Consider the following 13,956-nt stretch of genomic DNA (forward strand, 5'->3'; position numbering starts at 1 on the left):
ACAAAGCGTTGTGTTTGTCAGCTGCGAAGAAGGAAGAGTATGAAGCATTTCGCTACGTCCGTCAACTCCTTCTTTTTACTACCCAGCCTTTTCAGACTGTCCCTTTTATCTCGCATTTGACTGCGTCTCATTGGGGAGGCGAACTATAGCAAAGCGCCCCGGGAGTAGCAAGGCTTTTCCCGGGTATTTGCGGCCAACTGCTACAATTTCGCCCCCTCAGCGCAAATTCGCGTCCCACCATAGAAGATTCACCATGAAACAACAAGCTCAAGGATCAGGCCTGACCCTGAAACGGGCTGGCTTTACCACTGGCTTCGGCGTACTCGCCGCCACCCTCGGTTCCGCAGTCGGTCTCGGCAACATCTGGAAGTTCCCCTATCTGACAGGCGCCAATGGCGGCGCCGGCTTCCTGCTCATCTATCTGCTCGCTACCTTATTAGTGGGACTGCCTGTGATGATCGCGGAAATCACCCTCGGACGCCGGGCCAAGGTCAATCCCATCTCGACCATGGAGCAGTTGGCACCGAAGGGCAAGCCCTGGTGGCTGGTCGGCGTCATCGGCATGATCGCCGCCTTCCTGATCGTCGCGTTCTATTCGGAAGTGGTGGGCTGGGTGTTCGCCTATATTGCCAAGGCCATCGATGGCTCCATTCTCAGCAGCGACAAACTGGTGACGGAAGCGGCCTTCGCCTCCCTGATCAGCAATCCTCTGCAATCGCTGTTGTGGCAATGGGGCGTGCTGCTGTTTATCGGCGGCATCTTGATGCTGGGCGTGACCAAGGGCATCGAAGCGATCGCCAAGAAACTCATGCCGCTGCTGTTCCTGCTGCTGCTCCTGCTCTGCGCGGTCAGCCTGTCGCTCGATAAGGCGGGCGAAGGCCTGGCATTCCTGTTCCGTCCTGATTTTTCCAAGCTGACAGCTTCCGTCGTGCTGACAGCCATGGGCCTGGCCTTCTTTAAATTGTCTGTCGGCATGGGCACGATGATGACCTACGGCAGCTATTTCCGCGATGACCAGAATATCCCCGTCACGACCTTGCGCGTGATGGCGGCCGACCTCGGTGTATCAATGCTGGCCGGCATCGCCATCTTCCCCGCCGTGTTCACGTTCGGTTTCGCGCCCAGCGCGGGACCGTCGCTGGTATTCATCACCATCCCGGCCGTGTTTTCGCAGATTCCCATGGGACAAGTGCTGATGGTGGTGTTCTTCATCCTCGCCGCCGTCGCCGCCACGGGGGCGATGCTGTCGCTGATGGAAGTGCCCGTGGTGATTTTTCATGAACGCTTTGGCTGGACACGCACCAAGGCAACGGTCGTGACCATGCTGCTGCTGGCCGTGCTCGGTTCCGTGTGCGCGCTGAGTAACAGCACCCTGGCGGACTTCAAGCTGTTTGATTTGAATATGTTTGATCTGTTCGACTTCGTCTCATCGAATATCTTCTTGCCTGTGGGCGGCATCGCGATTGCCTTGTTTACAGGCTGGGCCTGGGGCAAGCAGCATTTCATCGATGCGATCAGCAATCGCGGCCAGTTGCAGAACAGGCAACTGGCACATGTGCTGCTGTTCCTGCTGCGCTTTATCTCGCCCGTGCTGATCCTGATCGTGATGCTGAAGGGTTTGAAAGTCTTTTAATCAGAGTACCCGGGTGTAGGTCTGGCGCACCAGCACCCGGTCGCCGCAATCGAAATGCCACCATTCGCTGTTGATGCCAAAGAAGCCCGCCTGGAACATGGCGTCGCGCAACAATCGGCGATTGTCCACTTGCTGCTCCGTAATTTCTCCCCTTTCCCGCATCACCAGTTCCAGTGCCGGATGCGAGCGCTCACTCAGGTCATCAAAACCCGTGCCCATGTCCAGTTCCTGCCCGTCCGGGCCGACGATGGTGATGTCGAGCGCCATGCCGAACGAGTGGATCGAGCCACGCGATGGCTCGGCGATGTAGCCGAGCAACTCCGTTCCCTGCAGCGCATCCCATAGTTGCTGCTGCACCCGCTGCGGGCGCAGGGCGTCGAGCACTAGCAGATGATGATCGGGCCGCCGCTCAGCCAGCCACGCCACGGCTTTCTCCAGCGCCACTGCCGCATCGCGGTGCAGCCAGGCGCAATCGATGGGGCTGTATAAGTCGCGGCCGACAAAATTGTCGGGCGTGGCATAGCGCAAGTCGACGGCGATGCCGGCGATGCTGCTCAGGTGGCGAAATTGCGGATCATTACTCACCGCTTCCAATTGCAGACTTGCAACAGACATCAGACTCCTCTTTCCAGGCAATTGCGCGCCGCCACGCCGATGCTGTCGGCCAGGCGCCGCGCGCCATGCGACAGCGGCGAATGGCTCGCCGTCAATAAATACAGTTGGATCGGTATCGTGGGCGCCCAGGGACGGCGCTGCAGCCGCTCGGGCGAGCCGGACGCGGCCGTAAACGGATCGACCACGGCCATGCCGGCGCCCGCTTCCACCAGCGAACGGGCGATTTGATAAGTTTGCACTACGGTGGAAAACACGGGGTGGATATCCTGCGCCTCGCAGGCGGCGATCACCAATTCGCCTAGCGGATCGTTGTCCGTATGGCCGATCAGCTCGCCGTTCAGGCCATGCGCCGTCAACGGGGTGCCGCAATCGGCCGCGCGCCAGGTGCCGGCCGGCGCGATCACCGTCATGACGCCCTGCGCGATCGGTTCGGCCACGATACCCGGATGGCGCGGGTCTTGCAGCGACACGGCCAGGTCCGCTTCACCGAGGCGCAAGGTATTGACGATCTCGCCCGTGTGGTGGGTAGCCAGCTGGCAACGCGTGTGGGGAAAGTCGCGCCGCCATTCCGTCATGGCGAACGGCAAGACGCTGATGGCAATCGTCGGCGTGGAGACCAGGCGGATGGTTTCCACCGCATGGCCCTTCAGGCTGGCCGCCAGGCGGCGGATGCCCAATAAATCGCGATTAAGCTTTTCTGTTTCTACAAACAAACGGTGCGCCTCGGGTTTCGGGTACAGCTTGCCCCGCACGCGCTCAAACAGCGGCATGCCCAACTGCAACTCGCAATGCTGCAAGACCTTGGTTACGGCCGGTTGCGAGATATGCAGCACCTGGGCGGCGCCGCTGATGGTGCCAACTTGCATGATGGCGTGAAACACTTCGATATGACGCAGCCGCATGAGCTATTCCTTTACCTTGCCGTGGCCGCCTGGGCCCTCAACGTTCAGCATATAAGAAAAAGTCATGGGCTGGAACGGCTATGCTACTTTGCAACAACAACTGGCGCCGGCGTCGTCAGCACTTCCAGCAGGGCCGCCGTTTCGCCGTCGGGTGTGCCGTCAAACAAGGTGTTGCGGTATTTCATCTGGAAGGCGATCAGCACATTGCGCGTCGCCTCGTCGAAAACGCCCGTGTTCGGCGTCGCATAACCGTGCTGGGCCAGCTTTTTCTGGAACCAGACGGCGTCCGGTACTTGCTGCTCAAAAATAAGGCGCTGCGCGGCAACACGGTTCGCATCGGGCCAGACGATCAGGCCCGCATCGGCCAGCTGGCGCCAAGGAAACAGCGGCCCCGGGTCCTGCTTGCGCTGCGGGGCGATCTCGTTATGGCCGAGGATATTTTCCGGCGCGATGTTGTAGCGGGCCTGGATATCTTTCAGCAGTGGAATCAGCTCATCGATCTGTGCCTGGGGAAACGGATACCAGAGGCGGCCTTCCGGCGTGTCCTTGTAGCCGGGGTTGACGATCTCGATGCCGATCGAGCTGACATTCAACTGTGTATAAGTCTTCCAGTTACTCACACCCGCGTGATTGGCCTGGCGCGATTCGTCGACCAGCACGTAAAACTTCGGCTTGTCCGTGTCCGTCAGCAAATAATGGCTGCTGACTACTTGTTCCGTCAGGATCTTGATCGAGCGGGGCAGGTCGCTGACCGTGTAATGGATGACGATGAATTTTACGCGCGGGCTCTGGCTGCGCGCATTCAAGCTGTGGTCGAGGTGCGGCGCGGGCGTGGTACAGGCGGAGAGCAGGGCCACCAGCAGGGCGAGGGCGATTTTTTTCATGAAAGATCCGTGTTCGGGTTAATAAAATGTTCAGTATTGGCCTGTGTATTGACCGCCGCCTTGACGGCTATCCTGGCTGCTGCGTCATGTGGACGGGCAACTTTCTGTTCCATCGTCAACGATACAGGCAAAGCGGCGCGCATGGCTGATGCGATGGCAGGGTGCAATTGCGCCGCGCGGCCCGCCAGCACCACAGGACGCGGACCATGGCGCGATACCAGTGCCAGGGCCAGGCGCGCCAGTTCCTGTCCCGCGCGCTGCAAGATGTCCAGCGCCAGCGGGTCGGCATCCGCACTGGCGGCCACGGCCAGCGCCAGCCGGCCGATGGCGCCCCGGTCCTGGCCATACATGAAGGCGCGCGACAATGACCAGTCGCTGCCGCCCAGTTGCGCAAACACGGCCTCGGCCATGGGCGACGCTTGCCAGCTGCCGGGCGCCTCGTCTTCGCGGCGCCAGATATGGCGCAAGGCTTCGCGCGCTATCCAGTAACCGCCGCCGCCATCGTCGAGCAGCACGCCGCGCCCGCCTGCGCGGTGAAACACGCCATCCGCATCGATCCAGGCCGCAATCGACCCTGTGCCAGCGTAGACCAGATAACCTTCGCCTGGTTCAAAACTGTCGCGATAAGCGATGTCGATATCGTTACCCAAGCGGACGTCGCCGGCATCCAGCGCCAGCAACTCCGCCAGCATGTGCGCCAGCGCCACATCGTCGCCGCCAAAACCCGTCAAGCCCGCCACCACGGCGCGCGGCTGGCCAACGGCCAGCACAGCCTGAGACAATTTCGCAAACGTGGCGTGCACGGCTGCGCGGCCCGCATCGCTGCTCATTTGCAAGGCAGACAAGCCTTCCACGGCCCCGTCCGCCACGATGGCGCCATCCGCGCCGGCCAAAGCCCAGCGCGTCTGCGTGCCGCCCGCGTCGATGCCCAGCCCGAGTACGGCCGTGTCAATATTGATTGCAGGGAAGGAAATCATGGCATGAGTGTAAAGCCAAGCGGAGCTTGCAGGCATGAAAGCTTGCGCATGTTTCATGCCTGCAGGTTATGGATTGCCGGTAAACCAGCAAAATTACTTGGCGGCGACCGTAAACGGTGCGCGCACGGTGACGCGGGGGCTTTCATTGCCGAGGCGGTCCACGGCGCTGACCACCACCGCATTGACTTTACCAATGGCATCGTCGACCAGGGTCAGTTCGCCTTGCATGCCCGTGACCACGGTAAAACGCCAGTCCTCGCCGTAGCGGGCCCAGACCGCGTACTGCGCCACGGGTTTGCCGCCGCCCGCCGTCAATTTGACGTTCAGGCTGGTGGAATCGCGGCGCAAGGCCAGCACGGGCGTACCCGGTGCTTCCTTGCCCAGCCATGGCGTGGCGGGAATCAGGGCAGGGCTTTGATACACGCTCGCCTTGAGTTGCTCGCTGACACCCTTGCGGTTCTGCATCAGGGGCACCATGCTGAAATGCACTTGGCCATTCGCGCCGGGGCGCGTGCGCGTCACTTCGATTTGCTTGATGATCTCTTGCGGCGTGAAGGACTTGGCGGAATTGTCGATACGGCTCGTGTACAGGCCAGGCCAAACATGGCGGCCATACGGGTTTTGCGCCAGCCAATAGTCGAGCAGTACGCCAAACGCTTGCGGCGCCTGCGCCACGGGCCAGTACAGCTGCGGCGACAGATAATCGAGCCAGCCCTTGGCCAGCCACAGTTCCGCATCCGCATACAATTTATCGTACTGGCTGAAGCCGACGATGCCGGCAGGGCGGCGGTCCGGACGGCCGATGCCGAACGGGCTGATGCCAAAGCGCACCCAGCTCTTTTCGCGGTGGATGCCTGTATACAAAGCCTCGATCAGCTGGTTGACGTTCTGGCGGCGCCAGGAAGGGCGGTCCAGCTGGCCGCCGGCCAGCAGATATTGCTGCCAGGAAGGCTCATCGGGAAACGGCAGTTCGCGCTTGGCGCCGCCGTTGCCCGCGTCCAGCGCGGCTGTTTCGGCCCCCGCACCGGCGCCAGGCGCGTCGATCGGGTACGGATAAAAGTAATCGTCGATGTGCACGCCATCGATATCGTAGCGGCGCACCACGTCGAGCACCACGTCCGTCGTGTGCTTGGAGGCGGCGGCGTCGCCCGGGTCCATCCACAGGTAGCGGCCGTATTGCTTGACGGACGCCGGGTTGGTGGAAGCGAAACTGTCGCGCGCCAGCGGCGACTTGGCCGTCGCGTGACGGGCCCGATACGGGTTGAACCAGGCGTGCAATTCCAGGCCGCGCGCATGCGCCTGGGCCACCCAGAAGGCCAGCGGGTCATACAGGGGCAATGGCGGCTGGCCTTGCTTGCCGGTCAGGTATTCCGACCACGGCTCCAGCTGCGACGGGTAAATCGTGTCGGCGCTAGGGCGCACTTGCAGCACAATCGCGTTCAGATTCAGGGACTTAGCACGGTCGAGAATGGCCAGCGCTTCCGCTTGCTGCTTGGCGACAGGCAAATTGCTGCGGCTGGGCCAGTCGATATTGGCCACCGTCGAGACCCAGGCGGCGCGGAATTCGCGCGGCGCCGGCGGCGGCACTTCACCCGTGATGTGCTGCACGGGCGGCACGGCCGGCAAACCCACTTCGCCCGGCGTCGCTGCGGAGGGGATCCTGGTGCTGGTACAGCTGCTGAGCAATGTGGCGGTGGCCAGCGCGGCCAATACGCCGGCGCTGGCGCTCAGGCGTTTTTTAAAAGTAGACAACAAAACAATTCCTTGCAGTGGTGAAGCGCAGGTCTATCGGTGCGGGCATTTTACTGTGCGCCCGCCATCCATGCGGGCGCACGGTTCAAAAGAATCAGGCCTCGGCCTTCTTGCCGAATTCGGGATCGATCTTGACCAGCGCGGCCATGATGAAAGCAGGAATGGTGGCGATGCAGACCCAGATAAAGAAGTGCTGGTAGCCAAGCATTTGCTGGATCCAGCCGCTGGCCATGCCCGGCAACATCATGCCCAGGGCCATGAAACCCGTGCAGATCGCGTAATGGGCCGTTTTATGCGCGCCATCGGAGACCATGATCATGTACAACATATAGGACGCGAAACCGAAGCCATAGCCAAATTGCTCCAACGCAATGCCACCGGCGATCACATAGATGCTGCTGGGCAAGGCGCTGGCCAGATAGACAAACACCAGGTCCGGCAGATGGACGGACAACACCATGATCCACAGGCAGCGTTTCAAGCCGAAGCGGGAAATGATGAATCCGCCCAGCAAGCCGCCCAGGGTCAGGGCGATCACGCCGATGGTGCCGTAGACGAGGCCCACCTGTTCCGTGCTGAGGCCCAGACCGCCCTTGGCGACAGGGTCGAGCAGGAATGGCGCGGCCAATTTGAGCAGTTGCGCTTCGCCGAGGCGGAACAGCAGCAAAAAGCCCAGAATGACGACAATATCCTTCTTCTTGAAGAAGGAAGCAAAGGTGGCGATGAATTCCTGCAAGGGAGAAACACCAACGCCCTGGATGCTGGGGCGGTCGTCCTTCGGTTTCGGCAAGACAAAATAGTGGTACAGGAAGAGGGCGATGAACAGGCCCGCCAGAATGGCGAAGACGACGGACCAGGCCAGCTGCACATTGCCCGTCGCATGCGTCAGATAGCCGGCCAGATACACGAGACCGCCCTGGCCGGCGATCATCGCCAGGCGGTAAAACGTGCTGCGCACGCCGACAAAGGCCGCCTGCTGGTGCTCTTCCAGGCCCAGCATATAAAAGCCATCAGCGGCGATGTCATGCGTGGCGGAACTGAAAGCCATCAGCCAGAAGATGGCCAGGCTGATCTGGAAGAAGTGCGGCAAGGAGGTCGTCAGGGCCACCAGCGCCAGCGCGGCGCCGATCACCAGCTGCAAGCCGACGATCCAGAAGCGCTTGGTGCGGTACATATCGATGAAGGGCGACCACAGCGGCTTGATGACCCACGGCAAGTACAACCAACTCGTATACAGCGCGATATCGGTATTACTGAAACCGTAGTTCTTGTACATGATCACGGACAAGGTCATGACCACTACATAGGGAATGCCCTGGCCGAAATACAGGGAAGGGATCCACAGCCACGGCTTATTTGACGGCTTATTTGCGCGCGCCGCGGCGGTTTGTTTCACTAGCTCCATACATCCTTCGTTGTCTCCCAGACAGAAGAATGCCGCGCCATCGGATCACGCCGCCAGTGCCGCCCGCACACTGCCGTTCGCGCCGGCCAACAATGCCTGTGCCTGGTTTGTGTTGATTTTTTTGATCAAGGCAACAATCGCCACCTTGACGTGATAGTGGCATTGCTCCAGCACGGTTCTGGCCTGCACTTCGCTGGCGCCGGTGGCGTGCATGGTCAGACGCACCGCCCGCCAGATCAGCTTGGCGTTGGTCGGCTTCAAGTCTACCATCAAGTTTCCGTAAGTTTTGTGCAAACCGACCATCAGGGCGCTGGAAATCGTGTTCAAGGTGATTTTTTGCGCCGTACCCGCTTTTAGGCGCGTGCTGCCGGATATGACTTCCGTCCCTGTGTCGAGCACGATGCCGCATTGCGCCTCGTGCGCCACGGGGGCGTCCACATTATTGGCGATGCCTATCGTCAAGGCGCCCGCCTGGCGCGCGGCCAGCAAGGCGCCCAGCACATACGGCGTGGCGCCGGAAGCGGCCAGCAAGATCACCACGTCGTTGACGTGCGGCTGCAGGGCCAGCAAGTCAGCCTCGCCTTGCTGTAAATCATCTTCCGCGCCTTCCACAGCAGTAAACATGGCGCCCGCGCCGCCGGCCAGGATGGCGACGGCCCGCTCGGGCGGCCAGGAAAACGTGGGATTCAATTCAACGCTGTCGAGCACACCCAGGCGGCCGGACGTGCCCGCACCCACGTACAGCAGCCGTCCACCGGCCGCGATGCGGGGCAGGGCGGCCGTGATGGCGGCGGCGATGTCGGGCGACGCCAGCCGTACGGCCTCGACGGCCCAGAACTGATCATCGACCAGCGCCGCCACCAGTTGCTCCACCGGATACAGGTCCAGATCCGGATGCCGCCGGCTCGGGGTTTCAGTTTTCAACATGATTTTAGAACATGGTTGAAGGTGAAACCAGTTTAATACCAACGAGCAATATCAGCCATGAAAGGTTGGCGGGCGGGCATAACGGGAGTTTATGGCTGGTGCAGGAACGTGGGGGTACTACTTGTACTTCGATACGGTTCCGTTTGTGTCTATACTTGGGTTCGACGCCAACATCAACGACATCCCCATGATCGCTCGCCAATTGCTGTTCCTGTTTAGCGCCCTTGGCGCCATCAACGGCATTTTTCTGGCCGTCTATTTTTTCAGCCGCCGGCCTCGCTGCCTCGCCGACTGCATGCTCGGTGCATTGCTGCTGGCCGTCGGGGTGCGCACCGCCAAATCCGCCTTCCTCTTCTTCAACCCGGCGATCGCACTCGAATTCCGCCAGCTGGGCCTGTCGGCCTGCCTGCTGATCGGTCCCTTGACCTATCTGTATGTGCGCTCTTTTCTGGCCGGGCTTGGACAATTTCCTGCTGGACAACAATGGCGTTGGCATCTCGGCTTGTCCTTCCTGCTCATTGGCATTGGCGTTGCCTTTCCGTATGCCGCGTATCGTTCTGTGTGGAACCTGTCGAGTCATGCCATTCATGTGTTCTGGCTAGGCTACCTGCTGGCGGCCGCCCGGCTGCTCTGGCAAAGCCGCCGCGCATGGTGGAACGACGGACAGCGGATGGCGACCAGCAACGTGCTCCTGCTGAGCGTCTTTGCAGGCAGCTGTGTCATGCTGGCGGCGTACGCGAGCACGCCGTTCACGTCCTATATCGTCGGTGCCTTGTCGTTCACCTTTTCGCTGCATGTCGCGGTCATGGTTTTTCTGCTGAGAAAAGAAACCTCGACGCCTGCCGAGCCAAAACAGAAGTACCAGCATAGCCGCCTGACGCACGACGATGCGCTTGCCGTGCTCGCTGCACTGGAACAACAGATGAGCGGGCAGAAATCCTATCTGAATCCGAATCTGACCCTGGCCCAACTGGCCAAGCGGGCCGGATGCACGCAGGCGCAGGTGTCGCAGGTACTCAATGACAAGCTGGGCAAGAGCTTCACTACCTACGTCAACGAATACCGTATCGCCGAGGCGAAACAGGTATTGACGGGCGAGCCACAACTGAACATGGATACCGTTGCCGAGCGCTGCGGGTTCAATTCCAGTTCCACCTTCTACTCGACCTTCAAGAAAGTGGCTGGGCAGACTCCCGCCAGCTTCCGGGCTCAATCCAGCCAGGCGGTCCCGGCCATTTCCGCATGAAACCGCTCCGGAATCGCCATTCCGGAGTCTGACATCCTGTTTGGCGACATCCATTCCCCTGCACTTCGCTAAATTATCGACCACCAGCGATCTGAAATAGTCGTTGCTCCGATAAACGAAATTCTTCATGCAGGGTAAAACCATGATCCAGTTTTTAGTGCGAACCGTACTCGCCTGTTGCTTGCTGGGCATCACCGCCGTCGGCACCGCCGCCACTGCGGACCAGGACGAACATGCCATCCAGGAAACCGTGCGCTTGTATCTGCATGGCACCAGCTTCAACGTGCAGGGCGAGATCAACCAGGCCTTCCATGCCAGCGCCCGCCTTTACCTGGACGGCAAAGACGATGCGGAATGGGAGTTGAGCGGTCCCGAATACGCCAAACTCTTTAGCGACGAGAAAAAAGGGCAATTCAATGGACGCCACGGGCGGCTGATCAAGGTGGAGGTGAACGGCAAGGTGGCCACGGCCAAGGCCGAGATCCACATTCCCCAACAAGGGGTCCGCTATGTGGATGTCTTCCTTTTGAAAAAGATCGCCGGCAACTGGAAGATCGTCAGCAAGTCGGCCGATCGCGAGCCAGCCGCGCGCCATGCGCGCAAGGTGCTGCTCGTCGTGTCGAACGTGCATCAATATCCCGGCACAAAAGTTAACGCAGGCAATAATTTCCCCGAGCTTGCCTATACCTATGATGCATTTCGCAAAGCAGGGTACGCGGTCGACTTCGTCAGTCCCGAGGGTGGCGCCGTTCCGTTGGAAATGATCGTCACGTCGGACGAGTTGCTCAAGAAGCATCTGTACGACAGTGATTTCATGTGGGCACTGGCCCATACCAAACCCGTCGCCGAGGTCAAGGCAGACGAGTATGCGGGCATGGCTTTCGTCGGCGGCGGCGCGGCCATCGTCGGCATCCCGGACAACAAGCCGCTGCAGGACATCGCCTTGCGTATCTACGAACAGCAAGGCGGGGTGATCGCGGCCATCTGCCATGGCACCGAGGGCATCAAGAACCTGAAGCTCAGCGACGGTACTTTCCTCATCCAGGGCAAGGTGCTCACCTCGTTCCCCGATGCGTTTCTCAACAAGGAATCGCCGATCTACAAGGCCTATCCCTTTTCGGCGGAAGGCAGCATCAAGCGCCAGGGCGGCATTTTCAGGCACGGCGCCAACGGACAGAGCCACGTCGAGGTCGATGGCCGGCTGGTGACCGGCATGAGCTGGGAGTCGTCCGTCGGCGTGGCGGAATCCATGATCCGTCTGATCGAGCAGTAAGTTTATGGGGCTCGGCGCATTTCCGCCACGAAATCGTAATGGTCGCTGCGGCAATACGAATGCGTGAGTTCCACCGCTTCGCCCGTCTCCAGGTAGGCGATGCGCGTGATGAACAGCACGGCCTGGCCATCGGGGATACCCAGTTGCTTGGCCAGCACGTCCGTCGCATTCATGGCGCGGATGTGCTGCAAGGCGCGCACGGGCGCCTTCTTGATGCTGCTCAAGTATTCATACAGCGAGTCGCCCATGGCGTCCGGGTCCGGCACCACGCTGAACGGCAGCACGCTCACTTCATACGCCATCACCACGTCGTCGGCCAGGCGCAAGCGCTCCAGGCGCGCCACTTTCGTGTTCTGCGCCAAGCCCAGGCTCAGCTGTTCATCGCTGCTGGCGATGACGACTTCGCGCTTGAGCCAGCGCGAGCCGGGGCGGTAGCCGCGCTGCTGCAGCTGCTCGGAAAAGCTCGACAGGTTCGACAGCGGCTGCTCGATGCGCGGAGCAATATAGTTGCCCGAACCACGGCGGCGCACGACGAGACCTTGCTCGACGAGCTGGTCGATGGCCTTGCGGGCAGTCACGCGCGATACGTCGAGCAGTTCGGACAGGGTACGTTCGGATGGCAGGGCCTGGTCTACCTGGTAGCGGCCGTTGCGTACGTCATCGCTCAGCTTGCGGGCGATCTGCATATATAAAGGCGAATTGTCATTTAAATCGACCTTGAGTTCTACGCTGGTCTGGCTCATACAGTTCTCCTTGTCCTCCTAGTGTAATAGCGATGGCGCTTGTGCGTAGCCCGTCCACCCATGAATAAATAGAAAATGGCCATAAATAACGGTTATACACTTAAAAAAACAATGTTTTACCGTACGTATAGCTTTGCATTATAGATAAATAAGCAATTTTCATTGGCGTCGTGAAGCATCCCGCCCTATGCTGGCGATGCCTCCACTACGCCGTGAACAGGGAAACATGCACAATAAAATGTCGGGTTTGCTGGGCTTGCTGCTGCTGGGCACGACCTGGAGCGCACTGGCCGCCCCGCCCGGTGGCGGCAAGGACCAGCAGCGCGCGCTCGATGCCACGCTATCGGCCATCGTCAATGATGCGGCCCACCCGCTGGCCAGCCTGTCCGTGCTGGCCATACGCCACGGCAAGGTGTCGTATGAGCAACAATTTGGCTACCGGCACATCGGCGCCACGCGGGCGGACAGCTTGCCCGTGACGCCGGCCACCCTGTTCCGCATCGCCTCGGTTTCGAAGATGATGACCACACTGGGCCTGATGCGGCTGGTCGAGCAGGGCAAGCTGAGCCTGGACCAGGATGTCGGCATCTATCTGGGCTTTTCCCTGCGCAACCCGCATTTCCCCCAACAAGCGTTGACCTTGCGCAGCCTGCTCAGCCATACCTCCTCGCTGCGCGACGCGGGCGGCTATGCCTGGGGGCCGGAACGCAGCCTGCGCGACGTGTTTACGGCCGGCGGCGACAGCATGTGGGACAAACAAACGGCGCCGGGCCGCTATTTTACGTACGCCAACCTGAACTGGGGCGTGATCGGCACCGTGATGGAAAAAGTCACGGGAGAGCGCTTCGACTTGCTGATGCGGCGCCTGCTGCTCGATCCGCTCGATGTGCGCGGCGGCTACAACCCGGCCGCATTCCCGGCGGAAGACGTGGCGAACACGGCCACGCTGTACCGCAAGCGCACGCTCGAGACAGAAGTGTGGCAGCCGCAAGGCCCGTGGATCGCGCAAGCCGACGATTTTTACCAGCGTCCACCGACTGCCCTGGCCAGCTATGTGATCGGCAGCAATGCCACCGTCTTCAGTCCCACGGGCGGCTTGCGCATTTCCGCCGCAGGACTGGGCAAGGTCATGCAGATGCTGCTCGACGGCGGCCGCTATCAACATCAGCAACTGTTGCAGCCGGCCAGCATCGCCCTGATGTTTGGCCGCCAATGGCAGCTGGCGCCCGATGCCGGCAATGGCGACAGCGAGCGGGGCCTGTACCGCGCCTGGGGCCTGGGCAACCAGCAGTTCGATGCGGTGGCCGGGCAGGGCAACCATCTGGTCGAGGGCGCCAGCTTCATGGCCGTGGGCCATTTGGGCGACGCGTATGGGCTCGTCTCCGCCTTCGTGCTCGATTTCCAGAACAAAAACGGCATGGTGATGCTGGTGGGCGGCACGGGCAGCGATCCCGAACAGTACCCTGGCACGTATTCCGCCATGGGGCGCAGCGAGGAACGGATACTCACCACCCTATACCGTGGTGCGATGGACAACAATCCATCCTTGCATTGAAATGGTGCATTCCTGAAAGTTATGGCTGCACCATGATGTTTCAT

The 13,956-nt window shown here is 60.7% G+C and carries 12 protein-coding genes; 4 read left to right on the top strand and 8 right to left on the bottom strand.

The window, feature by feature from the left end; translation table 11 throughout:
- Positions 1–253: 253 nt before the first annotated feature.
- Positions 254–1,633, top strand: a complete 1,380-nt coding sequence (locus JAB6_RS12665; protein ID WP_070303131.1) for a sodium-dependent transporter — start codon at positions 254–256, stop codon at positions 1,631–1,633.
- Here JAB6_RS12665 and JAB6_RS12670 read toward each other — a convergent pair whose 3' ends face one another.
- The 7 genes from JAB6_RS12670 to JAB6_RS12700 all read right to left on the bottom strand — a co-directional run bounded on the left by JAB6_RS12670 (position 1,634) and on the right by JAB6_RS12700 (position 9,095).
- Positions 1,634–2,248 carry a M15 family metallopeptidase gene (locus tag JAB6_RS12670; protein ID WP_070303132.1) on the bottom strand — a complete coding sequence of 205 codons (615 nt, stop codon included), beginning with the start codon at positions 2,246–2,248 and terminating at the stop codon, positions 1,634–1,636.
- Positions 2,248–3,150: a LysR family transcriptional regulator gene (locus tag JAB6_RS12675; protein ID WP_034752410.1), complete on the bottom strand. Its 903-nt coding sequence runs from the start codon at positions 3,148–3,150 to the stop codon at positions 2,248–2,250. Before JAB6_RS12675 ends, JAB6_RS12670 begins: the two co-directional genes overlap by 1 nt.
- An 83-nt stretch (positions 3,151–3,233) precedes the next feature.
- Positions 3,234–4,034, bottom strand: a complete 801-nt coding sequence (locus tag JAB6_RS12680; protein WP_070303133.1) for an N-acetylmuramoyl-L-alanine amidase — start codon at positions 4,032–4,034, stop codon at positions 3,234–3,236.
- Positions 4,031–5,011, bottom strand: coding sequence for an N-acetylglucosamine kinase (locus JAB6_RS12685; protein ID WP_070303134.1), 981 nt, complete (start codon positions 5,009–5,011; stop codon positions 4,031–4,033). Before JAB6_RS12685 ends, JAB6_RS12680 begins: the two co-directional genes overlap by 4 nt.
- A 93-nt stretch (positions 5,012–5,104) precedes the next feature.
- Positions 5,105–6,766, bottom strand: a complete 1,662-nt coding sequence (locus JAB6_RS12690) for a glycoside hydrolase family 10 protein (protein WP_083292703.1) — start codon at positions 6,764–6,766, stop codon at positions 5,105–5,107.
- A 91-nt stretch (positions 6,767–6,857) separates the two neighbouring features.
- Positions 6,858–8,168, bottom strand: coding sequence for an MFS transporter (locus tag JAB6_RS12695; protein ID WP_070303136.1), 1,311 nt, complete (start codon positions 8,166–8,168; stop codon positions 6,858–6,860).
- A gap of 45 nt (positions 8,169–8,213) precedes the next feature.
- A complete protein-coding gene (locus tag JAB6_RS12700) occupies positions 8,214–9,095 on the bottom strand; it encodes an N-acetylmuramic acid 6-phosphate etherase (RefSeq protein ID WP_034752419.1) in 882 nt (293 codons plus the stop codon).
- A 187-nt stretch (positions 9,096–9,282) separates the two neighbouring features.
- Here JAB6_RS12700 and JAB6_RS12705 point away from each other — a divergent pair, with 187 nt between their 5' ends.
- Both JAB6_RS12705 and JAB6_RS12710 read left to right on the top strand, forming a co-directional pair.
- Positions 9,283–10,341, top strand: coding sequence for a helix-turn-helix transcriptional regulator (locus tag JAB6_RS12705; protein WP_070303137.1), 1,059 nt, complete (start codon positions 9,283–9,285; stop codon positions 10,339–10,341).
- Positions 10,342–10,468: 127 nt separating this feature from the next.
- Complete coding sequence (locus tag JAB6_RS12710) at positions 10,469–11,614, top strand: nuclear transport factor 2 family protein (RefSeq protein WP_083292705.1); 1,146 nt, start codon at positions 10,469–10,471, stop codon at positions 11,612–11,614.
- 2 nt (positions 11,615–11,616) lie between these two features.
- Here the strand turns inward: JAB6_RS12710 and JAB6_RS12715 are convergent, their stop codons facing one another.
- Entirely contained in the window at positions 11,617–12,357 is a 741-nt protein-coding gene (locus JAB6_RS12715; protein WP_034752424.1) for a GntR family transcriptional regulator, read from the bottom strand.
- Between the two features lie 226 nt (positions 12,358–12,583).
- Between JAB6_RS12715 and JAB6_RS12720 the strand changes: the two genes are divergently transcribed.
- Positions 12,584–13,912: a serine hydrolase gene (locus tag JAB6_RS12720; RefSeq protein ID WP_139143376.1), complete on the top strand. Its 1,329-nt coding sequence runs from the start codon at positions 12,584–12,586 to the stop codon at positions 13,910–13,912.
- Positions 13,913–13,956: the final 44 nt, after the last annotated feature.

The organism is Janthinobacterium sp. HH104 (assembly GCF_001758715.1).
In the GTDB taxonomy this organism is placed as follows: Bacteria; Pseudomonadota; Gammaproteobacteria; order Burkholderiales; family Burkholderiaceae_D; genus Janthinobacterium; species Janthinobacterium aestuarii.